23 protein-coding genes are annotated in these 26965 nt (G+C 68.0%); 12 read left to right on the top strand and 11 right to left on the bottom strand.

Annotation, left to right across the window (positions count from 1 at the left end; all coding sequences use genetic code 11):
- From murC to lpxC, 6 genes are all read left to right on the top strand, one after another.
- Entirely contained in the window at positions 1-1458 is a 1458-nt protein-coding gene (gene murC / locus NFH66_RS06680) for a UDP-N-acetylmuramate--L-alanine ligase (protein ID WP_349611675.1), read from the top strand.
- Positions 1455-2384: a D-alanine--D-alanine ligase gene (locus NFH66_RS06685; protein ID WP_349609308.1), complete on the top strand. Its 930-nt coding sequence runs from the start codon at positions 1455-1457 to the stop codon at positions 2382-2384. The genes murC and NFH66_RS06685 overlap by 4 nt, the downstream gene beginning before the upstream one ends.
- On the top strand, positions 2381-3106 hold the full coding sequence (locus tag NFH66_RS06690) for a cell division protein FtsQ/DivIB (RefSeq protein WP_349609309.1): 726 nt from the start codon (positions 2381-2383) through the stop codon (positions 3104-3106). The genes NFH66_RS06685 and NFH66_RS06690 overlap by 4 nt, the downstream gene beginning before the upstream one ends.
- Positions 3107-3299: 193 nt before the next feature.
- Positions 3300-4589 carry a cell division protein FtsA gene (gene ftsA / locus NFH66_RS06695; protein ID WP_349609311.1) on the top strand — a complete coding sequence of 430 codons (1290 nt, stop codon included), beginning with the start codon at positions 3300-3302 and terminating at the stop codon, positions 4587-4589.
- Positions 4590-4624: 35 nt separating this feature from the next.
- On the top strand, positions 4625-5803 hold the full coding sequence (gene ftsZ / locus NFH66_RS06700) for a cell division protein FtsZ (RefSeq protein ID WP_349609312.1): 1179 nt from the start codon (positions 4625-4627) through the stop codon (positions 5801-5803).
- Positions 5804-5915: 112 nt separating this feature from the next.
- Positions 5916-6827 (top strand): UDP-3-O-acyl-N-acetylglucosamine deacetylase, encoded by a 912-nt coding sequence (gene lpxC, locus NFH66_RS06705; RefSeq protein ID WP_349609313.1) that lies wholly within the window; start codon positions 5916-5918, stop codon positions 6825-6827.
- A gap of 165 nt (positions 6828-6992) precedes the next feature.
- Here lpxC and NFH66_RS06710 read toward each other — a convergent pair whose 3' ends face one another.
- On the bottom strand, positions 6993-7454 hold the full coding sequence (locus tag NFH66_RS06710; protein ID WP_349609315.1) for a DUF721 domain-containing protein: 462 nt from the start codon (positions 7452-7454) through the stop codon (positions 6993-6995).
- 98 nt (positions 7455-7552) lie between these two features.
- Here NFH66_RS06710 and NFH66_RS06715 point away from each other — a divergent pair, with 98 nt between their 5' ends.
- The 4 genes from NFH66_RS06715 (at position 7553) to NFH66_RS06730 (ending at position 13018) form a co-directional block, all read left to right on the top strand.
- Positions 7553-7921 carry a hypothetical protein gene (locus tag NFH66_RS06715; RefSeq protein ID WP_349609317.1) on the top strand — a complete coding sequence of 123 codons (369 nt, stop codon included), beginning with the start codon at positions 7553-7555 and terminating at the stop codon, positions 7919-7921.
- A 66-nt stretch (positions 7922-7987) separates the two neighbouring features.
- Complete coding sequence (secA, locus tag NFH66_RS06720) at positions 7988-10726, top strand: preprotein translocase subunit SecA (protein WP_349609319.1); 2739 nt, start codon at positions 7988-7990, stop codon at positions 10724-10726.
- A 36-nt stretch (positions 10727-10762) separates the two neighbouring features.
- On the top strand, positions 10763-11980 hold the full coding sequence (argJ, locus tag NFH66_RS06725) for a bifunctional glutamate N-acetyltransferase/amino-acid acetyltransferase ArgJ (protein ID WP_349609321.1): 1218 nt from the start codon (positions 10763-10765) through the stop codon (positions 11978-11980).
- A gap of 90 nt (positions 11981-12070) precedes the next feature.
- Positions 12071-13018, top strand: a complete 948-nt coding sequence (locus NFH66_RS06730; protein ID WP_349611677.1) for a Nudix family hydrolase — start codon at positions 12071-12073, stop codon at positions 13016-13018.
- An 84-nt stretch (positions 13019-13102) separates the two neighbouring features.
- On the opposite strand, the gene NFH66_RS06735 is transcribed toward NFH66_RS06730, so the two are convergent.
- The 6 genes from NFH66_RS06735 to cfa all read right to left on the bottom strand — a co-directional run bounded on the left by NFH66_RS06735 (position 13103) and on the right by cfa (position 20777).
- Positions 13103-14611 carry an NCS2 family permease gene (locus NFH66_RS06735; RefSeq protein ID WP_349609323.1) on the bottom strand — a complete coding sequence of 503 codons (1509 nt, stop codon included), beginning with the start codon at positions 14609-14611 and terminating at the stop codon, positions 13103-13105.
- A gap of 216 nt (positions 14612-14827) precedes the next feature.
- The gene (locus NFH66_RS06740; protein WP_349609325.1) at positions 14828-16015 is read right to left on the bottom strand and encodes an amino acid aminotransferase; all 1188 of its coding nucleotides are present in this window, start codon (positions 16013-16015) and stop codon (positions 14828-14830) included.
- Positions 16016-16354 carry a 4a-hydroxytetrahydrobiopterin dehydratase gene (locus tag NFH66_RS06745; protein WP_349609327.1) on the bottom strand — a complete coding sequence of 113 codons (339 nt, stop codon included), beginning with the start codon at positions 16352-16354 and terminating at the stop codon, positions 16016-16018. It lies immediately after the preceding gene.
- Between the two features lie 98 nt (positions 16355-16452).
- Entirely contained in the window at positions 16453-18423 is a 1971-nt protein-coding gene (locus NFH66_RS06750; RefSeq protein ID WP_349609329.1) for a RecQ family ATP-dependent DNA helicase, read from the bottom strand.
- A gap of 109 nt (positions 18424-18532) precedes the next feature.
- Complete coding sequence (locus NFH66_RS06755) at positions 18533-19432, bottom strand: GGDEF domain-containing protein (RefSeq protein ID WP_349609331.1); 900 nt, start codon at positions 19430-19432, stop codon at positions 18533-18535.
- Between the two features lie 193 nt (positions 19433-19625).
- Complete coding sequence (gene cfa, locus NFH66_RS06760; protein WP_349609332.1) at positions 19626-20777, bottom strand: cyclopropane fatty acyl phospholipid synthase; 1152 nt, start codon at positions 20775-20777, stop codon at positions 19626-19628.
- A gap of 120 nt (positions 20778-20897) precedes the next feature.
- Between cfa and NFH66_RS06765 the strand changes: the two genes are divergently transcribed.
- Positions 20898-22382: a sodium-dependent transporter gene (locus NFH66_RS06765; protein WP_349609334.1), complete on the top strand. Its 1485-nt coding sequence runs from the start codon at positions 20898-20900 to the stop codon at positions 22380-22382.
- Positions 22383-22436: 54 nt separating this feature from the next.
- Entirely contained in the window at positions 22437-23213 is a 777-nt protein-coding gene (cobA, locus tag NFH66_RS06770) for a uroporphyrinogen-III C-methyltransferase (protein WP_349611678.1), read from the top strand.
- Here the strand turns inward: cobA and NFH66_RS06775 are convergent.
- The 4 genes from NFH66_RS06775 to NFH66_RS06790 are packed head-to-tail and all read right to left on the bottom strand — an operon-like array spanning position 23210 to position 26944.
- A complete protein-coding gene (locus tag NFH66_RS06775) occupies positions 23210-24310 on the bottom strand; it encodes an ABC transporter substrate-binding protein (RefSeq protein ID WP_349609337.1) in 1101 nt (366 codons plus the stop codon). The genes cobA and NFH66_RS06775 overlap by 4 nt on opposite strands.
- Positions 24307-25680 carry a sensor histidine kinase gene (locus tag NFH66_RS06780; RefSeq protein WP_349609338.1) on the bottom strand — a complete coding sequence of 458 codons (1374 nt, stop codon included), beginning with the start codon at positions 25678-25680 and terminating at the stop codon, positions 24307-24309. The genes NFH66_RS06775 and NFH66_RS06780 overlap by 4 nt, the downstream gene beginning before the upstream one ends.
- The gene (locus NFH66_RS06785) at positions 25677-26342 is read right to left on the bottom strand and encodes a response regulator transcription factor (RefSeq protein ID WP_349609339.1); all 666 of its coding nucleotides are present in this window, start codon (positions 26340-26342) and stop codon (positions 25677-25679) included. Before NFH66_RS06785 ends, NFH66_RS06780 begins: the two co-directional genes overlap by 4 nt.
- Positions 26339-26944 carry a helix-turn-helix domain-containing protein gene (locus tag NFH66_RS06790; RefSeq protein ID WP_349609342.1) on the bottom strand — a complete coding sequence of 202 codons (606 nt, stop codon included), beginning with the start codon at positions 26942-26944 and terminating at the stop codon, positions 26339-26341. Before NFH66_RS06790 ends, NFH66_RS06785 begins: the two co-directional genes overlap by 4 nt.
- Positions 26945-26965 lie beyond the last annotated feature (21 nt).

The following is a 26965-nucleotide window of genomic DNA, read 5'->3' on the forward strand; positions in this document are numbered from 1 at the left end:
ATGCCCGATCAGGCCGAGCCCACCCGCCATGGTCGCGGGCTGGGCATGCGCCGTATTCGCAACATCCACTTCGTGGGCATCGGCGGTGCCGGCATGTGCGGCATCGCCGAGGTACTGGCCAACCAGGGCTACACCGTCAGCGGCAGCGACCTGCGCGAGTCGCCGGTGGTCGCCAGGCTGCGCCGCTGCGGGATCCAGGTGGCCATTGGTCACGCCGCCGAGCATGTCGCCGGCGCCGACGTGGTGGTGGTCTCCACTGCGGTGGACGAGACCAACCCCGAGATCCTCTGGGCCCATGAGCATCGTGTGCCGGTGGTGCGGCGTGCCGAGATGCTTGCCGAGCTGATGCGTTTCCGCCACGGCATCGCCGTGGCCGGCACCCACGGCAAGACCACCACCACCAGCCTGACCGCGACGCTGCTAGGCGAGGGCGGCCTCGATCCCACCTTCGTGATCGGTGGCCGACTGACCAGCGCCGGGACCAACGCCCGGTTGGGAGTAGGCGACTACCTGGTGGCGGAGGCCGACGAGTCCGATGCCTCCTTCCTGCACCTGCAGCCCATGGTCTCCATCGTCACCAATATCGATGCCGACCACATGAGCACCTACGGCGGTGACTTCGAGAAGCTCAAGGGCACTTTCATCGAGTTCCTGCATAACCTGCCCTTCTATGGGCTGGCCATCCTGTGTATCGACGACGAGCACGTCCGCAGCCTGCTCGATCGCGTCAGTCGCCAGTTCGTCACCTACGGCTTCAGCGAGGATGCCGACTACCGCGTCGAGGCATTCGTCCAGGCCCGGGGCGAGGTGCGCTTCACCGCTCGGCGTCCCGGCGGACTGGCGCCCCTCGAGGTGAGGTTGGCGATGCCCGGCCGTCATAACGCCCTGAATGCCCTGGCTGCCATCGCCGTGGCCAGCGACGCCGGCGTGGATGACGACGCCATCCTGCGCGGCCTTGCCGGCTTCCAGGGGGTGGGGCGCCGCTTCCAGGTCCACGGTCACTTCCCGGCCCCGGGAGGCGAGGGCGAGGTGATGCTGGTGGACGACTATGGTCATCATCCCCGCGAGGTGGAGATGGTGATCCAGGCGGTGCGTGCCGGCTGGCCCGAGCGTCGCCTGGTGATGCTCTACCAGCCCCACCGCTACACGCGCACGCGTGACCTCTTCGAAGACTTCGTGCGGGTGCTGGGCGGGGTCGACACCCTGCTGCTGCTCGACGTCTACAGTGCGGGCGAGGCGGTGATTCCCGGGGCCGAGGGGCGCACCCTGACCGGCTCCATTCGCCAACGCGGCGCCGTCGACCCGATCTTCGTCCAGGACAAGACAGAGTTGCCTGAGCTGCTCGGCCGCGTGCTCAGGCCCGACGATATCCTGATCACTCAGGGGGCCGGTGATATCGGAGGGATCTCCCTGGCGCTGGCCGCGACGGCGCTGAGACTCGAGGAGGTGATGCTATGAGCCTGGTGACGGATCTCGGCCGCGTGGCGGTGCTCTTCGGCGGTGCCTCCGCCGAACGTGAGGTCTCGCTCAAGAGCGGGCAGGCGGTGCTTTCGGCGCTCACCCGTGCCGGTGTCGATGCGGTCGGCTACGACCCTGCCGACGGTGGCCTGGTGGGGCTCGAGGCGCTGGCGCCGGACCGCGTGTTCATCGCCCTGCACGGGCGTGGCGGCGAGGACGGCACCCTGCAGGGGGCGCTGGAATTGCTGGGCATTCCCTACACCGGCAGCGGGGTGCTGGCCTCGGCGCTGGGCATGGACAAGCAGCGGACCAAGCTGGTGTGGCAGGCGCTGGGCCTGCCCACCCCCGAGGCGGAGATGCTGGGGCCGGATGCCGACTGGCCGGCGGTGATAGGGCGCCTGGGGCTGCCGCTGATCGTCAAGCCGGTACACGAGGGCTCGACGCTGGGCATCAGCGTGGTGGAGAGCGCCGAGGCACTGGCCGAGGCCTATCGCGAGGCGTCGCGCTTCGACACTCGGGTGATGGCAGAGCGCTTCGTGAAGGGCGAGGAGTACACGGTGTCGCTGCTCGGCGACGAGGTGTTGCCGGCGATTCGCGTCGAGGCCGCCGGGGGCTTCTACGACTACGCGGCCAAGTACCTCTCCGACGAGACCCGTTACCACCTGCCCTGCGGGCTGGAAGAGGGTGCCGAGGCCGAGCTGGGTGAGTTGTGCCGTCAGGCCTTCGTCGCGGTGGGCGGCGAGGGCTGGGGACGCGTCGATGTCATGCGTGATGCCCAGGGACGCTTCTGGCTGATCGAGGTCAACACCTCGCCGGGCATGACCGATCACAGCCTGGTCCCCCAGGCCGCGGCTCATGTCGGCATCGACTTCGAGGCGCTGGTGCTGCGTATCCTGGCCACCACCCTGGAGAGCCGTCCGGCATGAACCCGCGCGGTGGATGGCTGGGCGTGATGCTGCTGGTGGTGCTGTTTGGCGCCGGAGGCAGGGCGCTGTGGTTATGGCTGGATCGCCCCCTCGAGCGGGTCTCGATCGGCGGTGACCTGGAGCATGTCAGCGCCGACTATCTGCGCAGCGAGCTGTCGCCGCTGCTGCGCGGTCATACCTGGCTGTCCGTGGATGTCGCGGAACTCCGCGAGCAGGCCCTGGAGGTCGACTGGATCGCCGAGGCCCGGGTCAGCCGCGAATGGCCCAATGCCTTGACCCTTGAGCTGGTGGAGCAGGTGCCGATAGCGCGCTGGAACGACGATTACCTGCTGAACCCCGAGGGGGAGCCCTTCGCCACCGGTCCGGTGTCGCCTCCCGGCGACTTGCCCGATCTCGCCGGTCCCCGCGGGAGCGGTGCCGAGGTGCTCGCCTACCACGAGCGCCTCGCCACGCGCTTCGCCGAACTGGGGCTCGAGCTGACCCAGCTGCGTCTGGAGCCGCGGGGCGCCTGGCGTTTCCAGCTCGATGACGGCGTCTGGGTGATGCTGGGGCGCAGCGACCGCGAAGGACGCCTGGCGCGCCTGACCGCGGCCTGGCGTCGACAGCTCGAGGAGCAGGCGTCGCATATCCGCTACATCGACCTTCGATACCCCAATGGGGTGGCGGTGGCATGGCACGGTGAAAGCGATCCGCTGGAGCAGGATGGCGAAGAGGAGGGTTGAGCCCTTTTTCCGGCGAAACACGCATGGTGAAAGGCGTACGCCTGTTTCTTTCACGACAAAATGGCCGTATCGTGGAAGGGCTTTTCGTCCCGGGGTGGAGGAATATACCCAGTTGTTCCTATAATTGGCCCCAGGTTCATTTTTGTGTTGCAGGCCCATCGAGAGGGCCAGGTTCGAGGAGACTCCCCGACTCATGGCAGGTCCATCCAATGCGTCCAATATGGTAGTCGGGCTGGATATCGGAACGTCCAAGGTGGTGGCGATCGTGGGGCAGCCCACCGATGACGGCGGCATCGAGATCGCCGGTATCGGCTCGCACCCCTCCCGTGGCATGAAGAAGGGAGTGGTGATCAACATCGAATCCACGGTGCAGTCGATCCAGCGCGCCGTGGAAGAAGCGGAGCTGATGGCCGGCTGCGACATCCACTCGGTCTATGTGGGGGTCGCGGGCAGCCATATCAGCTCCATGAACTCCGACGGCGTAGTGGCGATCAAGGAGCGCGAAGTCACCCCCTCGGATATCGATCGGGTGATCGACTCGGCGCGTGCCCGGGCCATCTCCGAGGGGCAGCGGGTGCTGCATGTGTTGCCTCAGGAGTTCGCCATCGATGCCCAGGGCGGCATCCGCGAGCCGCTGGGCATGTCCGGTGTGCGGCTCGAGGCGCGCGTCCACCTGGTGACCGCCGCCCTCAATGCGGTGCAGAACATCGAGAAGTGCGTGCGCCGCTGCGGCCTGGAGGTCGATGCCATCATTCTCGAGCAACTCGCCTCCAGCATGGCGGTGCTCACCGAGGATGAGCGCGAGCTCGGGGTCTGCATGGTGGACATCGGCGGTGGCACCACCGATATCGCCGTGTTCACCGAGGGAGCCATTCGCTACACCGCGGTGATTCCCATTGCCGGCGACCAGGTGACCAACGATATCGCCATGGCGCTGCGTACGCCGACCCAGCATGCGGAAGAGATCAAGGTCAAGTACGCCTGCGCGCTGACCCAGCTGGCGGCCAGCGACGAGCTGATCAAGGTGCCCAGCGTCGGCGACCGCCCGGCCCGCGACCTCTCCCGCCAGGCCCTCGCCGAGGTGGTCGAGCCGCGCTACGAGGAGCTCTTTACCCTGGTCCGCGACGAGCTGCGCCGCAGCGGTTACGAGGATCTGGTAGCCGCCGGCGTGGTGTTGACCGGCGGCACCGCCCGTATGGAGGGCGTGGTGGAGCTGGCCGAAGAGATCTTCCATATGCCGGTGCGCATCGCCTGCCCGCAGAACGTGCGGGGCCTGGCCGATGTGGTCCGCAACCCGATTTATTCGACTGGAGTCGGTTTGTTACATTACGCTCTGCAGGAAACACGGCAGGGGCACGGTCGACAGGCACAGGGCAGCATGATGTCCGCACAGCCCCGGCGCGAGGACGCCGCACGCCGCGGCGACAGGGAAGGACTCTCGGCGCTGGCGAGGCTGAAGGGCTGGTTGAAAGGAAATTTCTGACAGGATCGCCAGCGGCGGTTCAGGAGACGGGGCAAATGTTCGAACTGGTAGATAGCGCACCCTCAAGCAGCGCGGTCATCAAGGTGATCGGCGTGGGTGGCGGCGGCGGCAATGCCGTCAACCATATGGTCGAGAGCAGCATCGAGGGGGTGGAGTTCATCTGCGCCAATACCGATGCCCAGGCGCTCAAGCGAGTGGCGGCCAAGACCGTGCTCCAGCTCGGCAACGAGATCACCAAGGGACTGGGTGCCGGTGCCAACCCCGAGGTCGGGCGACAGGCGGCCATGGAGGATCGCGAGCGCATCGCCGAGCTGCTCGAGGGCGCCGACATGGTGTTCATCACCGCCGGCATGGGTGGCGGCACCGGCACCGGTGGCGCCCCCGTGGTGGCGCAGGTGGCCAAGGAGCTGGGCATCCTCACCGTGGCGGTGGTGACCCGGCCCTTTCCCTTCGAGGGCCCCAAGCGCATGCGCGCCGCCGAGGAGGGCATGCGTGAGCTCTCCGAGCACGTCGACTCGCTGATCACCATTCCCAACGAGAAGCTGCTCTCCGTGCTGGGCAAGAGTGCCAGCCTGCTCTCCGCCTTCAGCGCCGCCAACGACGTGCTGCTGGGAGCCGTGCAGGGCATCGCCGAATTGATCACCAGCCCCGGTATCATCAACGTCGACTTCGCCGACGTGCGCACCGTGATGTCCGAGATGGGCATGGCGATGATGGGCACAGGCAGTGCCACCGGCGAGAATCGTGCCCGCGAAGCCGCCGAGAAGGCGATCCGCAGCCCGTTGCTGGAGGATATCGACCTGCACGGCGCCCGCGGCATCCTGGTCAATATCACGGCCGGCCCGGATCTCTCCATCGGTGAGTTCAACGATGTGGGGGCCACCGTTCAGGAGTTCGCCTCCCAGGACGCCACCATCGTGGTCGGCACTTCCATCGACATGGAGCTGACCGACGAGCTGCGCGTCACCGTGGTGGCCGCCGGTCTCGAGGACATCCAGAAGAAGGCGACGAGCCGCGAGAGCACCAAGCGGGTCGAGACGGGTGGCGATTACCGCCGCAGTGCCCAGTCGGGCATTGCCGCGCGTCAGTCTGCCGCGGCAGCGGCGCGCGCCGAGCCCGAGGAGGCCCCCAAGCCCCGGGCCGAGCAGCGGCGCTCCCAGGATCTGGATGACTATCTCGATATTCCGGCCTTCCTGCGTCGTCAGGCCGATTGAGGCGGGCTATCGGGCCCATGCGCCTTGCCGAACGAGCTTTTTTTGTTGAAACGCTCGTTCGGTGCTATAGTGAACGCTGTTTGATAATCCGATAACCGCCTGGCCACTGCCCATGATCAGACAACGCACCCTGAAGAACGTCATCCGCGCCACCGGCGTCGGCCTGCATTCCGGCAAGAAGGTCTACATGACCCTGAGGCCGGCGCCTGTCGATAGCGGTATCATCTTCGTGCGCACCGATCTGGATCCCGAGGTGCAGATTCCGGCCCGCGCGGAACTGGTCACCGATACCACCCTGTGCACCGCCCTGACCCATGCCGGCGCCAAGGTCGCCACCGTGGAGCACCTGATGTCGGCGCTGGCAGGCCTCGGTATCGATAACGCCTATGTGGACCTCAGTGCCGCCGAGGTGCCGATCATGGATGGCAGCGCCGGCCCCTTCGTGTTCCTGATCCAGTCAGCCGGCATCAGCGAGCAGAACGCCCCCAAGAAGTTCATCCGCATCAAGCGGGAGCTGACGGTGCGCGACGGCGACAAGGAGGCTACCTTCCGCCCCCACAAGGGCTTCAAGGTGGGCTTCTCCATCGACTTCGATCACCCGGTGTTCGAGAGTCAGACCCAGACCGCGACGGTGGACTTTTCCACCACCTCCTTCGTCAAGGAGGTATCGCGGGCGCGGACCTTCGGCTTCATGCGTGACCTGGAGTATCTGCGTTCCAACAACCTGGCGCTGGGCGGCAGCCTCGACAACGCCATCGTCGTGGACGACTACCGTATCGTCAACGAAGGCGGGCTGCGCTACGACGACGAGTTCGTCAAGCACAAGGTGCTCGATGCCATCGGCGACCTCTATCAGTTGGGTCACAGCCTGATCGGCGAGTTTCACGGCGTGAAGTCCGGTCATGCGCTCAACAATCAGCTGTGTCGTGCCCTGATGGCCCAGCCCGATGCCTACGAGATCGTCACCTTCGAGGATGAGAGCGAGGCCGCCCCGATCTCCTATGCCGCCCCCGCCATGGCCTGAGCCCGGCTGCGCCGGGAGCTGTAAGCCATAAGCTTTACGCTGTAAGAGAAACGCCCCCTTGGCCTGGCCCTTGGGGGCGTTTCCGTTGAGGCTGTTCGTGGCTTACGGCTTACGGCTTACGGCTTACGGCTTACGGCTTACGGCTTACGGCTTACGGCTTACGGCTTACGGCTCGCGTTCGGCATGGGACGCCAGTCGTTCGAGGGCTTCACGAAGCCGCGGGTTTTCGGTATCGGCCGCACAGCTGGAGATCTCGTCGGCGGCCCGGGCTGGCAGGTGGCGGACCTGGCGCAGCGGCGCCTTCGGTGGGCGCACGGGCCTGACCTTCAGGTTGAATCCCCGCACCGCCTCGAAGCCCGGTAGCTCGTGCAGCAGCGCCAGCAGCCGCGGCTGCTCGTAGCGCAGTCGGGTCAGCCAGGCGGCACCGTCGGCGATCAGGGTGAGGCGGCCGTCGCGATACCCGCCCACGTGAAGATGGCTGGCCAGCTCCTCGGGCAGGTGGGCGCGCAGGTGTGCCTGGGCGAGGTCGATGAGTCGCGCCATGCGCATCAGCGAGCCGAGTTCGCCGCGCCCGCCCAGCAGCCGGGACATGGGCTGGGCGCGAAAGCGCTTAACCTTTATACTCATGGGCTTGACTCTTTCATCCCGCGCCAGGCGGGCTAGACGATGAACGCGATGGGCCAGCAGCGCCTGTCAGATTAGCACGCCCGGGAGCCCCTGCCAGCATGGCCGTGACCCTCAGCCACTCGCCAGCCACACCCGCCAGGCCCGCTTCGGCACGGCGTCACGCCCGTTGGTGGCTGGCCGGCCTGCTGGTGGGATGCCTGTTGCCCGCGGGCCTTGCCCAGGGCGATCTCACGCGCCAGGCCGAGCGGCTGGTGCAGGTGTGCATCCTGGCCCCGGCGCTGATCCGTGCCCGCTCGCGCCTCAAGGCGCGTCGGCGGATGCGGGGCTGGCCGCTGATGCACCGGGCCAACGAGACGCGTGCCGGCGCCTCACCCGCGCTTTTGCGCGTGGCAGTGGCCATGGGGCCGGCTACCGCCGCCCATGACGTCCTGACCCGCCGCGGTCCTCCCTCTGCGTGGGCAAGCTGAATTCCTGACCATGGCCGGCCGCTCCGGGCGGTTGGCGCTATGCCATACGCAGATTACGGACATTTCATGATCAATTCCCTGTTACGCAAGGTCGTCGGCTCCAAGAACGACCGCGAAGTCAAGCGCATGGGCCGCCAGGTCGAGCGCGTCAATGTTCTCGAGAGCGAGCTCGAAGGGCTCGACGATGCGGCCATCAAGGCGCGTACCGACGCCTTCCGCGCGCGCCTCGAGGCGGGCGAGGCGCTGGATGCCTTGCTGCCCGAGGCCTTCGCCACGGTACGCGAGGCCAGCAAGCGGGTCATGGGCATGCGCCACTTCGACGTCCAGATGATCGGCGGCATGACCCTGCACAATGGTCGCATCGCGGAGATGAAGACCGGTGAGGGCAAGACCCTGGTGGCGACCCTGGCGGTCTATCTCAATGCCCTGCCCGGCAAGGGGGTGCATGTGGTGACCGTCAACGACTACCTGGCGCGGCGTGACGCCCAGTGGATGCGTCCCCTCTACGAGTTTGTCGGGCTCAGCGTCGGCGTCATCTACGCCGGCCAGACACCCGAGGAGAAGCGTGCCGCTTATGCCTGCGACATCACCTACGGCACCAACAACGAGTTCGGTTTCGACTACCTGCGCGACAACATGGCCTTCTCGCTGGAGGACAAGGTCCAGCGGCGGCTCGCCTACGCCATCGTCGACGAGGTGGACTCGATCCTGATCGACGAGGCGCGCACCCCGCTGATCATCTCCGGGGCGGTGGACGAGAACACCGAGCTCTACAAGGTGGTCGACCGCCTGGCGGTGCATCTTGTCCGGGGCGAGGTGTCGGAAGACACCGACGCGCCGGTTGACGGTGACTTCACCCTGGACGAGAAGCACAAGCAGGTGGAGATCACCGAGAGTGGCCACCACAAGGTGGAGGCCCTGATGCGCGAGCAGGGGCTGCTGGGCGAGGAGGACTCCCTTTACGCCGCCCAGAACCTCAACCTGCTGCAGCATATGCACTCGGCCCTGCGCGCCCGCCATCTCTATCATCGTGACGTCGACTATATCGTCAGCGACGGCCAGGTGGTGATCGTCGACGAGCACACCGGCCGCACTATGCCCGGACGGCGCTGGTCCGAGGGGCTGCACCAGGCGGTGGAGGCCAAGGAGGGCGTGGCCGTGCAGCGCGAGAGCCAGACGCTCGCCTCCACCACCTTCCAGAACTACTTCCGCCTCTACGAGAAGCTGTCGGGCATGACCGGCACCGCCGATACCGAGGCCTTCGAGTTCCGTCAGATCTACGGCCTCGACGTGGTGGTGATCCCCACCAACAAGCCGCTGGTTCGCCACGATCGCAACGACCTGGTCTATCTCACCGCCGAGGAGAAGTTCGAGGCGATCATCGAGGACGTCAAGGCCGAGACCGAGGCGGGCAGGCCGGTGCTGGTGGGTACCGCCTCCATCGAGACCTCCGAGTACCTGGCCAACCTGATGAAGAAGGGCGGCCTCAAGTTCAACGTGCTCAACGCCAAGCAGCACCAGAGCGAGGCCGAGATCATCGCTCAGGCCGGTCGCCCGGGGGCCATCACCATCGCCACCAACATGGCCGGCCGCGGTACCGATATCATGCTGGGTGGCAACTGGGAGGCCGAGGCGGCCAAGCTGGAGAACCCCACCGCCGCGCAGATCGAGCAGCTCAAGGCCGAGTGGCAGGCCCGCCATGAGGCGGTGCTCGAGGCCGGCGGCCTGCACGTGATCGGCTCCGAGCGCCACGAGTCGCGGCGCATCGACAACCAGCTGCGCGGCCGCGCCGGCCGCCAGGGCGACCCGGGCTCGACCCGCTTCTTCCTGTCGCTGGAGGACGGCCTGATGCGCCTGTTCGGCTCCGACCGGGTACAGCGGATGATGAAGGCGCTGGGCCTGGAGCGCGGCGAGGCGATCGAGCACAAGATGGTGTCGAATGCCGTGGAGCGTGCCCAGAAGAAGGTCGAGAGCCGCAACTTCGATATCCGCAAGCAGCTGCTCGAGTATGACGACGTGGCCAACGACCAGCGCCGCGTGATCTACGAGCAGCGCAACGAGGTACTCGCCGCCGAGGAGGTATCGGCGGCGGTGGCCGGCATTCGCGAGGAGGTCATGGACCTCGCGATCAGCGACTATGTGCCCCCCCAGAGCCTGCCCGAGCAGTGGGACCTGGCCGGCCTCCAGGAGTACCTCAGGTCCGAGTTCAATCTGGACGCCCCGGTGGTGCAGTGGTCCGAGGAGGACGAGCGCTTCCACGAGGAGCAGCTGCGCGAGCGCCTGCAGGCCCTGCACCGCGAGGCCTATGAAGCCAAGGTGGAGCAGGCCGGTGCCGAGCTGATGCGCCGCTTCGAGAAGCAGGTGATGCTGCAGGTGCTGGATACCCGTTGGAAGGAGCACCTGCAGTCCATGGATCATCTGCGCCGGGGCATCCACCTGCGCGGCTACGCCCAGAAGAATCCCAAGCAGGAGTACAAGCGCGAGGCCTTCGAGCTGTTCCAGAGCCTGCTGGCCAATATCAAGGCCGATGTCACGCGAATCCTCAGCCACGTGCAGGTGCGCCGTCCCGAGGAGGTCGAGGAGCTGGAGCGTCAGCGGCGTGAGGCCCTGGCGCGCGAGAAGGCCACCGCGGCGAGTCGCCATGATGCACCCGCCGCCGTTGGGGATGAAGACCCCGAGGCGTCGGTGGCGCCGGGAGCCGATGGGCGTCCGGTGCGGCGTGAGGGGCCCAAGGTGGGACGCAACGACCCCTGCCCCTGCGGCTCCGGAAAGAAGTACAAGCAGTGCTGCGGCAAGCTGAGCTGAACCTGGCCTTCGGCCAACCCCAGAGGAGACGAGACGATGGCAGTGGGTGAAGCAACATTTCCCGAGATGCCGGCCATTCCCGGCGTACGGCTGGGCAGCGCCATGGCGGGTATCAAGCGGCCAGGTCGCCGCGACCTGGTGGTGATCGAGAGTCCCGAGGGCGCCCGCCTGGCGGGGGCCTTCACCCGCAATGCCTTCTGCGCGGCTCCGGTGACGGTGGCCCGTGAGCATCTGGCGAGCGGTGAGGCGCCACGCTACCTGCTCATCAACACCGGCAACGCCAATGCCGGCACCGGCGAGGGCGGGCTGCGCGACGCCCGGGCCAGCTGTGCCGAGCTGGCACGACTGGCCGGAGTGAAGGCGCACAGCGTGTTGCCGTTCTCCACCGGGGTGATCGGTGAGCCGCTGCCCATGGAGCGGCTGCTGGCCGGGCTGCCGGCGGCTCTCGACAGCCTCGGCGCAGGCGCCGAGGCGTGGCACCAGGCCGGCGAAGGGATCCTGACCACCGATACCCGCCCCAAGGGCGCTAGCGTGACCCTGGAGATTGCCGGGGAGCGGGTGGTCATCAACGGCATCGCCAAGGGTTCGGGGATGATCCAGCCCAACATGGCCACTATGCTGGCCTTCGTGGCCACCGATGCAAGCCTCGAGCAGGCGCTCCTCGACAGCCTGCTGCGCGAGACCGTCGAGCGCTCCTTCAACTGCATCACCGTGGATGGCGATACCTCTACCAACGACGCCTGTGTGCTGATCAGCACCCAGCGTGGTCCGGTAGTGGCGGGCGAGGAGGCGATCGCCATCTTCCGCGACGCTCTGCAGCGGGTGATGAACGAGCTCGCCCAGGCGATCATTCGCGACGGCGAGGGCGCCACCAAGTTCGTGACCCTGCAGGTCGATGGTGCCAGCAGCCGGCGGGAAGCCCTGGACGTGGCCTTCACGGTGGCCAACTCGCCGCTGGTCAAGACGGCACTGTACGCCTCGGATGCCAACTGGGGGCGGATACTCGCCGCGGTGGGACGTGCGCCGGTGGCCGACTTCGATGTGTCTCGGGTGACCATCGACCTGGGCGAGGTGCGCCTGGTGGAAGGTGGCGGGCGTGCCCCGGGCTACACCGAGGAGGCCGGAAGCGCGGTGATGGGGCGCGAGGAGATTCCCATCCGCATCGCACTCGACCGCGGTGGGGAGAGCGCCACGGTATGGACCACCGACCTGTCCCATGACTATGTCAGCATCAATGCCGACTACCGCAGCTGAGCGTCGGCATACTGCCAGATCCGGGAGACCCGGTCAGACACAGACCCCGCGCCGCCGTGCGCGAATACGTTGGAAGGGTGAATGAACGCAATGGTGAAGAGAAGGGTGCATGTGGCGGCGGCGGCCATCATCAGCGCCGACGGGCGCGAGGTACTGATCGCACGCCGGCCCAGTAACGTCGATCATGGTGGACTCTGGGAGTTTCCCGGCGGCAAGCTGGCGCCTTACGAGACGGGCCTGGGGGGGTTGAAGCGTGAGCTCCACGAGGAGCTGGGCGTCGAGATACGGCGCTCCCAGCCGCTGATTCGCATCCATCACGAGTACCCCGACAAGCATATCCTGCTCGATGTGTGGCAGGTCCATGAATTCTCCGGTGAGCCCTTCGGCCGCGAGGGCCAGGCGGTGCGCTGGGTGCCAATGAAGGACCTGGTCAACTACCCCTTTCCGGCGGCCAACCTGCCGATCCTGCGTGCGGTGATGCTGCCCACCGAGTACCTCATCACCGGCGAGGAGGAGGACGAGGGGCTGTTTGACCAGCGTCTCGAGCGCGCCCTGGTAGAGGACGGTGTACGCCTGGTGCAGCTGCGTGCCAAGCAGCTGGATGACGCCGCCTTCCTGGCGCGCGCGGAGTCCGCCCTGGCGCGTTGTCGCCGGCACGGCGCACGCTTGCTGCTCAACGGGGAGCCTGGGCTGCTCGAGTCGGTGGATGCCGATGGCATCCACCTGACCAGCGAACGACTGATGCAGCTGGAGCGGCGCCCCATCGCCGAGGGCAAATGGCTCTCCGCCTCGACCCACGACCGCGAGCAGCTCGTCCAGGCCGGCAGGCTGGGCTGTGACTTCGTGACCCTCTCGCCGCTGCGGACCACGCCGTCGCATCCCGACGTGCCGCCCGTGGGCTGGCACGATTTCCAGGAGCTGGTGGAGCGCGCCGCCATGCCGGTCTTTGCGCTGGGTGGCATGACCCGCTTCGATGCCAACCACGCCCGCGCCGTGGGGGCCCAGGGGGTCGCCTCGATCCGCGACTTCTGGAAGTGAGGCAGTGCCGCGGCACGCGGCAGTCCTGAACGACTCGCCCCGCCAATCGGCGGGGCGAGTCGTCTGTGGCGGCCGTGATACCGCTCAGCGTGGCCGGGCGGCGGGAGCGCCTGCCGCCTGGCGACGCTCCTGCCAGGCGAAGTAGAGGAACAGCCCACCCATCACCAGGTAGCCCAGGGTGTAGTCACCGGCGGCATTGAAGGCGAGCTTCGGCGCGTGCATCAGCCCCACGAAGGAGAAGCCCGCGGCCACGACGGCGAAGGCGGCGGCGCGGCGGAACTGGTGATCAATCACGGCCACCGTCATGGCCCCGAGGAAGATCGCCGTGAACATGGCGCCCTGGCCCAGGGGCACCACGCCGCTGGAGATGCCGGCAACCGTCTCCTCGGCAGCGCGGTTGAAGCGGGTCATCACGTAGTTGGCGAAGTAGGGCAGCATGGCCAGCGCCACCGCCGGGTAGTAGCGGGTGTCGTTGGACTGGAAGGCGGTGGCGATCATCGACATGCCGACGAACACCAGGATCGGCGCCACCACCGAGACCGGGATGATGGCGGCCAGTGCCGCGATCAGCCCAAACATGGTGGCGATGGCATAGACGGCGCCATTGAGGATGCTGTAGCCACGGCCGGCGCCCATCCACTTGGCGCCCACGGTGGCGATATAGACGGTGGTCGGGAAGACCCCGCCGAACAGGGCGCCGAGCATGGTGCCCACGCCATCCACCGCTTGGCACTCGCGCACGTCGTACTTGTCGCCGGCGGCCTCCATGGCCTCGACGTTGTTCATGGTCTCGATGGCGTTGTACAGCGTGATCGGCAGCACCACAGTGAGCACCGCCAGCATGCCGGTGAACAGCAGCCCCAGGCCCTCGAACCAGGCCAGGTTGGGCATCAGCGGGTAGAAGCCCAGGTGGGTGAAGGCATCGCTGAAGCGCTCGCCGCCGGCGTCGCCGATCAGGTAGGCCATGGCGGTGCCCACCACGATGGCGAACAGCGAGGTGGGCAGGCGCAGCGGCATGCTGACCCGGGCCACCAGGCCGACGATGATGATCGCCAGCACTAGCAGGCCGATCACCGGTATCTCCAGGGTCTTGAAGAGCATCTCACCGGCGATAAAGGTCAAGGCAACGCCAGCGACCGCCCCCAGCATCGCCGCCCGCGGCAGGTGGTGTTGCACCCAGCGGCCGATCAGGCTGATGGCGGCTTCGATGGCGCCGCTGATGAAGCAGGCCGCCACCGCCACCTTCCAGGCCAGCTCCGGGTCGCCGGTGAGCTGCTTGGCAGGGAGCAGCACGCCGAACAGGAAGACAAACATCACCGGAGTGGAGATGCCGTAGGAGAGGGCGGTGACGTCGGCACGGTTCTCCTTGCGGGCCAGGCGCGCCGCGCTCCAGGCGTAGTAGAAGTTGCCCACCATCACCGCCACGGCGGCGCCGGGCAGCACCTGCCCGAAGACGATGGATGCGGGAAACTCCATGCCGAGCATGGTGATGGCGATGATCACGAAGTTGGCGATGTTGTTCTGGAACAGGGCGAAGAAGGCGTCGGTATCCTCCTTCTTGTACCAGGGGTAGTGCACGGGGGGAGCCGCCATGGTGGAGCCTCTTGATTGTTGGGTTATTGGAACAAGGCCGAGAGGCAGTCTGGCTGAAACCTGACTGTTTGGTCAAACCTGGCCGTTCCACGGGTGCCGCGTGGCGCCCCGGGCCCCGGCGGCGATGGATCGATGACTCTGGAGGGCGAGAATTCTACCCGAAACGCAGACGCCCGGGCAGGGCCCGGGCGTCTGGTGGCGATGCAGGCGCGGCGATCAGTTGACCGCGGCAACCGCCTTGGCCAGGTAGGGCAGGTTCGCGTGGGAGAAACCTGCCACGTTGGCGCGGCCGGAGCGCACCATGTAGATGCCGAACTCGTCGCGCAGGCGGTCGACCTGCTCCGGCGTCAGGCCGGTGTAGCTGAACATGCCGCGCTGCTCGGCGATATGCGCATACTTCTGGTCCAGGCCGTAGGGTGCCAGCGCCTCGACGAAGTCGCGACGCAGGGTATTGATGCGGTCGCGCATCTCGGTGAGCTCCTCGCGCCAGATGACGGCGAGCTCCGCGGAGTGCAGGATCTCGCTGACGATGGCGCCGCCGTGGGCCGGCGGGTTGGAGTAGTTCTCACGGGCGACGATGGCCACCTGGGAGCGCACATTCTCCATCTGCTCGGCATCCTTCGCCACCATGATCAGGCAGCCGGTGCGCTCGCAGTAGATGCCGAAGTTCTTGGAACAGGAGCTGGTGATGATCACCTCGTCGAGGCTCTCGGCCAGCAGGCGCACCCCGTAGGCGTCCTCGTCCAGGCCTTCGCCGAAGCCCTGGTAGGCGAAGTCGACCAGCGGCAGCAGGTTGCGCTCGCGAACCACTTCCAGTACCTGCTGCCACTGGGCCTGGGAGAGGTCGAAACCGGTGGGGTTGTGGCAGCAGGCGTGCAGCAGCACCACGTCGCCGTGTGGAATCTGCTTGAGCGCACCGAGCATGCCGTCGAAGTCCAGGCGGTTCTCGGCGTCCACGTAGGGGTACTTGTGCAGCTCGATGCCCGCGGCGGTGAAGATGCCGTGGTGGTTGGGCCAGGTGGGGTCGGAGAGCCAGATGCCCTTGCCGGGCAGCATCTTGGCGATGAAGTCCGCCGCCAGGCGCAGGGCGCCGGTGCCGCCGGGGGACTGGGTGGCGCTGGCGCGACCGGCCGCGAGTACCGGCGAACCCTCGCCGAACACCATGGGCAGGATCGCCGCGCCATACTCCAGCGCCCCGTGGGAGCCGATGTAGGTCTTGGTGGTCTCGTTCTTGAGCAGCAGGGCCTCGGCTTCCTTGACGGCGCGCATCACCGGGGTATTGCCCTGGGCGTCCTTGTAGACGCCGACGCCGAGATCGACCTTCTGAGGATTGGTGTCCTTCTTGAAGGCCTCGATCAGACCGAGGATGGCATCCCCGGGAACCCGCTCAATGTGTTCGAACATTTATTTCGCTACCTCATCGGTTCTGGCGGCAAGAATGAAGTCATTGCGGTGCAGCCCCTTGATCTTGTGTGACCACCAGGTCACGGTGACCCGGCCCCATTCGGTCAGCAGGGCCGGGTGGTGATCCGCCTGCTGGGCGAGATCGCCGACGCGGTTGGTGAAGTCCAGGGCCTGCACGAAATCCTTGAACGTGAAGGTTCGTTCAAGCTTCATGATGCCATCGCGCTCGACGATCCGCCACTCGGGAACCGCGTTGCCAAGCGCCTTCATCTCCTCCTCGGTGACCGTCGGGGCGCCGACGCGGCAGGCCTCGCAGGACTCTCTGGAAAGCTGGCCCATGGTCGTCTCCTGGATCGGGGGTTCACCCCGAAAGGTCGTGGAGGCGGCGCGTGGCGTCAAGTGCTGGAGCCAGGAGGCGCGCGCTCCGGCGCCGGGGCTTATGGCACCGAATCGGTTTCGCCATGGGCCGATAGCCAGTCGCGGACCTCGGCGTAGGGGTAGCCCTCCAGGGCCGCGAAGCCCGCCAGCTGGCGAGCCTTGAGCCGGGTGAAGAGCGGCGTGGTGATCCCGCACAGGAAGCGGGCCAGCAGGTCCGGCGTGGCGGGGTGGCCTTCGCCCTGGTGGGCCAGGCGAGCCACGAGCTCACTGAGCAGCTCTCCAGGGGAGCGCTCCTCCAGCGGGGCACGCTCGGCCCCCTGGGGTAGCCGGGCGGGCTGGCCGCGGCAGGCCGAGCAGTGGCAGCAGCGCTCGGGGGCCCGCTGGTCGCCGAACCACTCGGCCAGGCGGCGGCTCAGGCAGCGCTCGCTCTCGAAGAGCGCGAGCATGGCGTGCAGCCGGGCGATCTCGGCGGCCTCCTTGTCGTGAAAGTAGGCGTGGAGCTCCCCGGTCAGCGCTTGCGGGTCGAACTCGGCGCGCATCACCTCGTAGACCTCGGTGAGCTGGCGGCTCTGGAGTTCGATCCAGCCCTTGTCGACGAAGTAATCCAGAGCGGTGATCACCCGGGCGCGCGAGGTGTCGAGGCCGCGTTCCCGGCCGAGGGCCTCCAGGGCCGCGAAGTCGAGTTCGTGCCAGGTGCGCGCCTTGCGGGCCGCGTCGAGGATCGCCTGGACGAAGGCCTGGCGCTCTCCCTGGAAGCGGACCACCAGGGCCTCGGGCTCGCCATGCAGCTTGAAGCGGTAGTCGGCGAAGTAGGCGTGGCGGGGCTGGATGATGCCACGCAGCTCCAGCTGTACCAGCAGGGTCTTGAGCGGCAGCGGCCGGATGTTGGCGTGCTGGGAGAGGGCGTTGAGGGTCAGCTCCCAGCGTGTCCCGGCGGCGCGCAGCTCGTCGATCACCCGGCGGATGCCGTGGCGCTCCGGGGTGTCGCCGTAGACGAAGGACTCCAGCACGCCGAGGGTATCGCGCCCGGCCAGCATCAGGCACTCCGAGGGCTGGCCGTCCCGGCCCGCCCGGCCGATCTCCTGGCTGTAGTTCTCGATGGACTTGGGCAGGTCGAAGTGCACCACGGCGCGGATATCGGCCTTGTCGATGCCCATGCCGAAGGCGATGGTGGCGACGATGCAGTCCGTCTGTCCGGCCATGAAGTCGCGCTGGATCGCCTCGCGCTTGGCGGCCTCCAGCCCCGCATGGTAGGCGGTGGCGGAGATGTTGGCCTTGCCCAGGTAGGCGGCGAGTCGCTCGGCGGTCTGCTGCAGGGTGACATAGACGATGGTGGGGAAGGGGGCATCGTCGCGCCGCGCCTGGAGCCACGCGGCCAGTGCCCGAGGGCGGGCGTCGGCGGCCACCGGGGCCACCGTGAGGTCGAGGTTCGCCCGGTAGAAGCCGGTGGTGGTGACGTCGGAGGCCGCGATGGCGAAGCGACGGCGCATGTCGTCGATCACCCGCGGGGTGGCCGTGGCGGTGAGCAGTAGCGCCTGGGGAATGCCGAACTCGCGCTGGTAGTCCGGCAGCTTGAGGTAGTCGGGGCGGAAGTTGTGGCCCCACTCGGAGATGCAGTGGGCCTCGTCCACCACCATCAGCGAGATCGGCACCCGGCGGATGAAGGCACGGAAGCGCTCGTTCTTGAGGCGCTCCACCGAGATCATCAGGATACGGATCTCGCCGCGCTCGACCCCGGCCATCACCGCGGCGGCCTCTTCGCGACTCTGCCCCGAATCAATGCTGGCCGCGGGGATACCGTGGCGTTCGAGGAAGGCGAGCTGGTCCTGCATCAGCGCCAGCAGCGGTGAGATCACCAGGGTGAGGTGAGGCAGGTGCAGGGCGGGGAGTTGGTAGCAAAGCGACTTCCCGGAGCCGGTGGGGAAGATCGCCGCCGCCGAGCGGCCCGCCACCACCGCCTCGATCACCGGGCGCTGGCCGGGGCGAAAGTCGGCGTAGCCGAAGCGCTGCAGGAGGGTCTCGTCGATCATGGCGGGGCGCTTTGTATGGATGAATGTCCAGTATAGGTGCCTTGGCCGCCGTTGTCTTCCTCGCGCCGGGCCACTCTGGTCTCAGGCGTCCGCCTGGGCGCGTCTGGTTTCAGGCATCCGCCAGGGCGCGGTTGCGGCCGTCGCCCTTGGCGGCGTAGAGCCGGTGGTCGGCACGCGCGATTAGCTGACGGTGCTCCTCGCCGATGCGGTGTTCGGCGATGCCGATGCTGACCGTGACGGGATTCTCCACGCCGAAGTCGTGCCCGGCGATCGCGTCGCACAGCCGCTCCGCCAGGACCAGTGCACGGCATTTCGGCGTCAGCGGCAGCAGCAGGGCGAACTCCTCGCCCCCCATGCGTGCTACCAGGTCCTCCTCCCGCAGCGTCTCCTGGCAGAGGCGCGCTACCTCGTGCAGTACCTCGTCGCCCTGGAGGTGGCCGTAGGTGTCGTTGATGCTCTTGAAGTGGTCGATGTCGAGGATCATCAGCGACAGCGGCGTGGTGTGTCGGTTGCTGAGTGACACGGCCTCCTCGAGACGCGCCATCAGGCAGCGGCGATTGGCGACGCCGGTGAGGTCGTCGGTGTCGGAGAGGCGGCGCAGGCGAGCCTCCTCGGCCACCTGCTCGGAGATGTCCATCAGCATGCCGTGCCACAGCACGCCATCCTTGGCGGGGGTGGGCTGGGCGCGCAGGGCGACCCAGCGCATGCCGTGTCCCTTGAGGGGCAGCCGGAAGCGGGTGCTCACTGGAGTCTGTCCGCGCACCGAGCGCTCCAGTGCCGCCATCAGGCGTGGGTAATCCTCTTCGACCAGGCGGTCCAGGGCAGGGCGGGCATCCTCGGCGAGTCGCTCCGGGGCGATGCCGATCAGGCGGACGCCGCCGCCGGCCAGGTAGGGGAAACGTAGCCGCCCGTCATGGTGACGGTGCAGTTGGAAGATGACCCCGGGCAGCCGGTCGATGGCCGCGGCATCAGCCTCCCTCCCGCCCGGCATGACTGTGCTCGACGTCATGCGGGGTTCCTTGTTCAGTGTCCCGCTGCGTACGGGTGGTGTTCTGGTTATGGTGGGCGCGGCCCAGTGGCCGGCCTTGCGACAAGTCTACTCTGATTTCCTGTCGTCGTGCGCTGATGGGGCTCCGCCTGACGATGTAGGAGATCGCTGACAACTTGGCGTTTCCTGCCCCTTGTCGGGAGGGCGACGTTGGTCAGCGTGGTGCATCATAGCGCCGGGCACGGTCCCGGGAGAAGGCTATCTGCCATAGCTGCAGATGACGGGCCCGGAAGGCACCGGCACACGCGGAAAGGTAGTAGCGGAACATGCGCCGGGTACGCTCGCGGTAGCGGTGGGCGATCTCCGGCCAGTGGGCATCGACGTTGGCCAGCCACGCCATCAGGGTGCGGTCGTAGTCCGGGCCGAAGTTCTGCCAGTCCTCCATCAGCAGATGCGGCTCGCTGGCACGGGCGATCTGCATCGCCGACGGCAGCACCCCGTTGGGGAAGATGTACTTGTTGATCCAGGGGTCGGCGGTGATCTCGGAGTGGTTGGAGCCGATGGTGTGCAGCAGGAAGAGCCCCTCGGCTTCGAGCAGCCGCTCCACGGTGGCGAAGTAGGTGGGGTAGTTGCGGTGGCCCACATGCTCGAACATGCCGATGGAGACGATGCGGTCGAAGCTGCCCTCGAGGTCGCGGTAGTCCTGGAGCTCGATGCTCACCGGAAGCCCCGCGCAGCGCTCCCGGGCCAGCGCCGCCTGCTCCCGGGAGATGGTGATGCCGACCACCTCCACGCCGTGGTGGCGCGCGGCGTGTTCGGCGAAGCTGCCCCAGCCGCAACCGATGTCCAGCACGCGCATGCCCGGTGCCAGCGCGAGCTTGCGACAGGCGAGCTCGAGCTTGGCGCGCTGGGCCTGGTGCAGGGTATCGGCCTCTTTCCAGTAGCCGCAGGAGTAGCACATGGTGGGGTCGAGCATGCGCTCGAAGAGGTCGTTGCCGAGGTCGTAGTGGGCCTCGCCGACGATATAGGCCCGCGCCCGGCTCTGCAGGTTGAAGAAGCCGGCCTGGAGGCGATACATCAGCCGCTCAGAGGGGGTGTGGGCGCGCTCAGCGAGGCCGTGGCGCAGTAGCCGGTAGGCCATCTCATCGATGCGCTGGCACTCCCACCAGCCGTCCATGTAGGCCTCGCCGAGGCCCAGGGTGCCCTGGTGCAGCACCCGCGCAAAGAAGTCGGGGTGGTAGATGCGCAGATCCTGGGGGGCATCGCCGTTGAGGGTGACGCCGGCACCCTCGAGCAGTTCCTGAACGATGCGGCGTGCTCGAGTGTCGGGTAGGGCAATGGGGCCGACCCGAGGACCACTGGTCATGGCAGGCTCCGAGTTCAAGGTCTCGGGTATTGAGCATAGTTGAGCCTGCCAGCGAGGGAAAAATCCGGCACAATACGCGGCTTATGGCATGGCTGTGATTCCTCGACCGACGGGCATGAGATGACGACGACGCAACCCCGTATCCAGTGGCTGGGCCGCTGGGGCTTCGTGCTGGCGGCCACCGGCTCGGCGGTGGGCCTGGGCAATATCTGGAAGTTTCCTTACATGACCGGCGAGTATGGCGGTGGCGCCTTCGTGCTGGTCTATCTGGTCTGCATCCTGGCGCTTGGGGTGCCGCTGATGATGGCCGAGATCGCACTGGGGCGACGCGGCCGAGGCAGCCCCATCGATGCGGTTCGCCGCGTGGCCGCCGAGTCGGGGCGCTCGGCGGCCTGGTCGCTGCTGGGCTGGATGGCGATGCTCTGTGGCTTCCTGATCCTGTGCTTCTATGTGGTGGTGGCCGGCTGGTCCTTTGCCTACCTGTGGAAGATGCTCACCGGTGGCCTGGCCGGTGGTAGCGTCGACGACATGCTGGCGATCTTCGCGGCCAACAACGCAAGCCCCCTGAACCTGGGGTTCTGGAGCACCCTGGTGACGGTGGTTACCATGGTCATCGTCGGCAAGGGCGTGCAGGGCGGCATCGAGAAGAGCGTCGGTTGGATGATGCCCGGCATGGTGGTGATGCTGCTGGTGCTGATCCTGTATGGCGTGTTCTCCGGCGGCTTCGCCGATGCCGTGCGCTTCATGTTCGTCTTCGACGCCGGCTCGCTCTCCAGTGACGGCTTGCTGGCGGCCCTGGGACACGCCTTCTTCACGCTGTCGCTGGCCGCGGGTGCCATCCTGACCTACGGCAGCTACCTGCCGGCGCATACCTCCATTGCCCGCACGACCCTGACGGTGGCGGTGGCCGACACCCTGGTGGCGCTGATGGCGGGGCTGGCGATCTTCCCGGCCATCTTTGCCAATGGCATGAATCCCGGCGAAGGTCCGGGGCTGATCTTCATGAGCCTGCCGTTGGCCTTTCAGGCCATGCCCCTGGGCACCCTGTTCGGCGTGCTGTTCTTCGTCATGCTCTCCATGGCGGCGCTGACCTCGTCGATCTCGATGATCGAGGCCACCGTCTCCTGGCTATGCGACCACCGGGGGCTCTCGCGTCGCGCCGCGGCCTGGACGGCGGGTGGCGTGCTGTGGGTGATCAGCACCCTGGCGATGCTCTCCTTCAACGTCGGTGCCGACTGGACCCTGGCCGGCCGCCACCTGTTCGACTGGCTCGACTACCTCACCTCGCGCTGGATGATGCCGCTGGGCGGCCTGGGCATGGCGCTGCTGGTCGGTTTCGTGCTGCGCGCGGCCCCGCTCCACGAGGAGCTGCAGCTGGGCTCGGCCTGGCATGCCCTGTGGCTGTTCATGGTGCGCTACGTCAGCCCCCTGGGGATCCTGGTAATCTTCGTGGATGCCCTGGGTATCGTGGCCGTGGAGTTCGGTTCACACTGGCCCATCCTGCTGGGGCTGCTGTTGCTCTTCGCCCTGGTGGGGGAGCTGGCCAGCCCCAGGCTGCGCCCCACCCTGACGGATGATGCCGGATCACGAGAGGGAGCCGAATGAGTGCCGACAGAGACCCACGGGGGGGGCGCCCCGGCGCAAGCCAAGCCGCGGGGCATGGTCAGCCTGGTGGGCGCGGGCCCCGGCGACCCCGAGCTGCTGACCCTCAAGGCGCTGCGGCGTCTCGAGGCGGCCGAGGTCATCCTCCATGACCGCCTGGTGAGCCCCGAGGTGCTGGCCATGGCCAATCCCGCCGCCCGGCGGCTGTATGTCGGCAAGGCGCGATCCTTCCATAGCCTGCCCCAGGCCGAGATCAACCAGGCGCTGGTCGACTGGGCATGCCAAGGCAAGCGGGTGGTGCGCCTCAAGGGCGGTGACCCCTTCATCTTCGGGCGCGGCGGCGAGGAGCTCGAACGCCTGGCCGAGGCCGGCGTTGACTTCGAGGTGATCCCCGGCATCACCGCCGCCTCGGGCTGCGCCGCCTACGCCGGCATTCCGCTGACCCACCGCGACTACGCCCAGTCGGTGCGCTTCATCACCGGCCACCTCAAGAACGGTAGTGCCGATCTCGACTGGCCGGCGCTGGCGAGTCGAGGCCAGACCCTGGTCTTCTACATGGGCCTGCATGGCCTGCCCGAGATCTGCCGTCAGTTGGTCGCTCACGGCCTGCCGGGCGAGACCCCGGTGGCGCTGATCGAACAGGGCTCCACGGCCCGTCAGCGAGTGCACCGGGCGAGCCTTGCCAGCCTGCCGGGGGAGCTGCTCGGGGTCGGCGTCAAGCCGCCCACCCTGATCATCGTCGGTGGCGTGGTGGCGTTGCATGACCGCCTGGCCTGGTTCGAGACGGCCCAGGCCGGAACCGCCGGCTGGGAAACCACCGGGCGCCGCGGCTAGTCGGAGGCGCCGTTTTGGCCAGCGCCGAGCGGGCGGCGAAACTCGCGCTGCCAGCGCGCCAGTAGCGCCTGGCGCTTGAGACGGTCGAGGCCGGCGAGCAGGCTGGGGCCCAGGCCCGGTGGACGCAGGGCGTTGCCGAATCGCTCGCGCAGTGCGGTGGCGCTACCCGGGCCAGTCAATGCGGGGTGGATGGCGCCCAGCGAGGTCTCTTCGGCCAGCGTGCGTTGGCCCTCCAGGCTGATCAGGAAATCCATGAACAGGCTCGCGTTTTCCGGGTTCGGCGCGCGACGCGGCACGAAGGCCAGGCGCTGGCTGACCAGGGCGTAGTCATCGGGAATGATCATCTCGAGATCCGGGGCCGCCGCCACGATGGGGGCGGCATAGCTGCCGAGCAGGTTGTAGCCGACCAGGAAACGACCCTCAGCAAGGCCATCGAGCATCGCCCCGGTGGTCTCCACCAGCTCCGCCTCGACGCCACCCAGGGCGGCCACCAGATCCCAGTAGCGCGGCGAGAGTCGCGACTCCTGCATGGCATAGGCATAGCCTGCGCCGCTGCGCACCGGGTCATAGCTGGCCACGCGTCCCGCCAGTGGCTGGCGCTGGGTATGCAGCAGCGCCAGCAGTTCGGCGTGGTTGCGTGGTGGGGGGGCGAGCTCTGCCAGCTCGCGGCGAACCACCATGACGATGGGCTCGAAGGTGAAGGCGACCAGCTCGTCGCGCCAGCGCGCCCAGGCCGGCCAGGTGTCGAGGTGCGGGCTGTCGAGCGCTCGGGCGTGGCCCTCGTTGGCCAGCGCGAACTGCCAGGGCATGGCCGAGGAGATCAAGACGTCAACCTCGTCGGGGTGTGCGAGGAAGCGCTCATGCAGCGCCAGGGTGGTGAGGTTCCGGTAGCGCAGCTCGATTCCCGGGTGACGGCGATGGAAGGCTTCCAGCAGCGGTCGTGCCTGGGGCAGGTCCAGGGCGGCATGAATCACCAGCGAGCGTGTCGGGCCGGCATCGCCCTCGGCGGGCAGTCGCAGGGTCTGCCCGGCGAGGGCGATCAGCGGCAGCAGGCAGAGGGCGGCGAGGAGCGCCCGGCGAACGATCGCGTGCTTCATGTCAGCGCCTCCGGAAAGCGTAGCTCCACCCGCAGCCCATCCCCGCCGGCGCCTTCGCCGAGACTCAGTCGAGCGCCGTGGTTGCGGGCAATGCCGTCGACGATGGCGAGACCCAACCCCGAGCCGTCTCCGTCATCGCGTCCCCGGTGAAAGGGGCGCAGGACCAGCAGGCGTCGCTCGGCCGGGATGCCTGGCCCGTCATCCTCGACGAACAGTCGGGGAGGGTCGCTGAGGACACCCAGGGTGATGCGGCGAGCGCCATAGCGGCGTGAATTGTCGATGAGATTGGCCAGGGCTTCCTGGAGCTGCCATTCGCTCGCCGCTACGCGCAGCGGCGATGCCAGGCAGTCGGCGCCCAGGTCGATGCCGGCCTGGTGGCAGGCCATCCAGTGGTCGCGAATCGCCTGGCGCACGCAGTGGTTGAGGTCGAGGGGGTGAAGCTCGGGGCGGTATTCGGGGTTGTCGAGGCGGGTCAGCGAGAGCAGCTGCATGGCCAGCCGGGCGGTTCGCTCGCTGGTGGAGTGCACCGTCTCCAGGGCGGCACGCCACTCCTCGGGTTCCGGCCGGCGCAGGGCCAGCTCGGCACGTGCCGAGATGCCTGCGAGGGGCGTGCGCAGCTGATGCGAGGCATCGCCGATGAAGCGTTCCTGGTTGGCGCGCACCCGCCGCATGCGTGCCAGCAGCTCGTTGAGCGCCTCGCGCAGTTCGGCGAGCTCCCGGGGCAGGTCCAGGTCGAGCGAGGTCAGGGTGCGTGGATCCCGGGCGCGGATGGCGTGACGCAGCCGGGTCAGCGGCTCGAGTGCGGTGCGGGTGGCCAGCAGAAGGGTGGCCACCGCCAGTGCCCCCATGGCCAGGATGCCGGCCAGGTTGCTGCGCAGCAGCTCGAGGCGCAGGGCGTCGCGCCCTTCGCGGGTGTGGGCAACCCGCACCTCGAATCGCTCTCCACTGCGCCAGTCCTCGAGGCGTGAGCGGCGAACGCCCTGGCGCAGGGCCATGCCGTGCCATTCGATATCGCGGTAGAGCAGGGTATCGCCGCTGGGCGCGCTCTCGGCAGGATGCGCGGGCAGCTTGGCGTTGCCGGTGATGTGGCGGCCCTGCTGGTCCACCAGGGAGTAGAAGACTCGCTCCTGGGCGTCGCCCGCCAGCATCTCGAGGGCGGCTGGCGGCAGGTCGAGCCACAGCCGCTCGTCCTGCCACTGCACCTGTTCGGCGATCGCCAGGGTGGCGGCGTCGAGCAGGCGGTCATAGGCACGGTCGGCGGTGCTGCGGGCCTCGAGCCAGGCCTGCAGCAGCAGCAGGGCACCCAGCGTCAATAGCGGCAGGGTCAGCCAGGCCAGCAGGCGCCCGTAGAGGCTGCCGGCAAGGTTCACGGCTTGGCTTCCAGCAGGTAGCCGAGGCCGCGTACCGTCCTGAGCGCCACGCGCTCTCCTGGCAGGCGCTTGCGCAGCCGGTGCACGTAGACCTCGATGGCGTTGTCACCTAGCATCTCGCCGCCGAAGGCCTCCTCGGCGAGGCGCGCCTTCTCCACGGGTTCGCCGGCATGGCGCAGCAGGCACGCCAGCAGGCGCTGCTCGCGGGGCGGAAGGGGGAAGGGGATGCCGTCGATGGTGAAGCCGAGGGTGGTGGCGTCGAGCTCGAGCGGCCCCAGGGTGAGGCGGGTAGCGCGGGCGTGACGCCTCAGCAGGGCGCGGACCCGGGCCTCCAGTTCGTCGAGGGCGAAGGGCTTGGCCAGGTAGTCATCGGCCCCCAGGTCCAGGCCGCGTACGCGGTCCTCCACGGCGCCACGCGCGGTCAGCACCAGCACTGGGGTCTCGCGGTCGTGTCGGCGTAGTGCCTCCAGGACCCCGAGGCCGCCGGTTCCCGGCAGGTTGAGGTCGAGTAGCACCAGGTCGATGCCGTGTTCGCGATCCGCGAGCCGCGCCAGGGCCGTGTCACCACGGGGCAGGTGTTCGACCCGGTGACCGTGGTCGCGCAGCAGGGACAGCAGGGTGTCGGCCAGCAGGGCATCATCTTCCACCAGCAGCAGGTTCATGGCGCCGGCTCCTCGACAACGTCTCCGGGGGGAGTGTCCAGGTGGTGGATGGCCTCGGCCAGGGCCCGGTCTGCAGTAGCGGTCACCAGGCGCCCCTCGGGACCCGAAAGCGCCAGCCAGCGGGGCGGTGACCCCGGCAGGGGATGGGCGACCATCACGCCACCGGCAAGCGCGGGGCAGGGTGAGCCGCGGGTGGCCGGGGGCCAGGTGACGCCGGGGCGCAGATCATGGCGCAGGGCGCTGGCGGGTAGCGCCGCCAGCCGGCACTCGATACGTCCTCCCACCTGCTCCAGCAGCGAGGCGGTCTCGCCGAGGCGGGCCGCCAGGCGCTCGAGGAGCGGCTGGATACGAGCGGCGAGCAGGCGGGCGGGATCCTGGCGCCGTGCCAGGCGCGCGGGGGTCTCGCCCAGCTGCCAGCGGCCGTCGGCATCGCGGCGCACATAGTCGAAGCGCGAAAGCGACCCCAGCAGGCGCAGCAGGGTGCTCTTGTAGAAGCCGGTGGCCTGGGCCAGCTCGGCGAGGCTCATGACCGGCCGGTCGGCGTCGAACGCCTCCAGTACCGTCAACGCGCGCTCGACGGCCTCCACGCGATCTTGGGCCATACTGAAGCGACTCCCTCGGGG

Origin of the sequence: Halomonas sp. H10-9-1 (genome assembly GCF_040147005.1) — a bacterium.
Lineage (GTDB): Bacteria > Pseudomonadota > Gammaproteobacteria > Pseudomonadales > Halomonadaceae > Halomonas.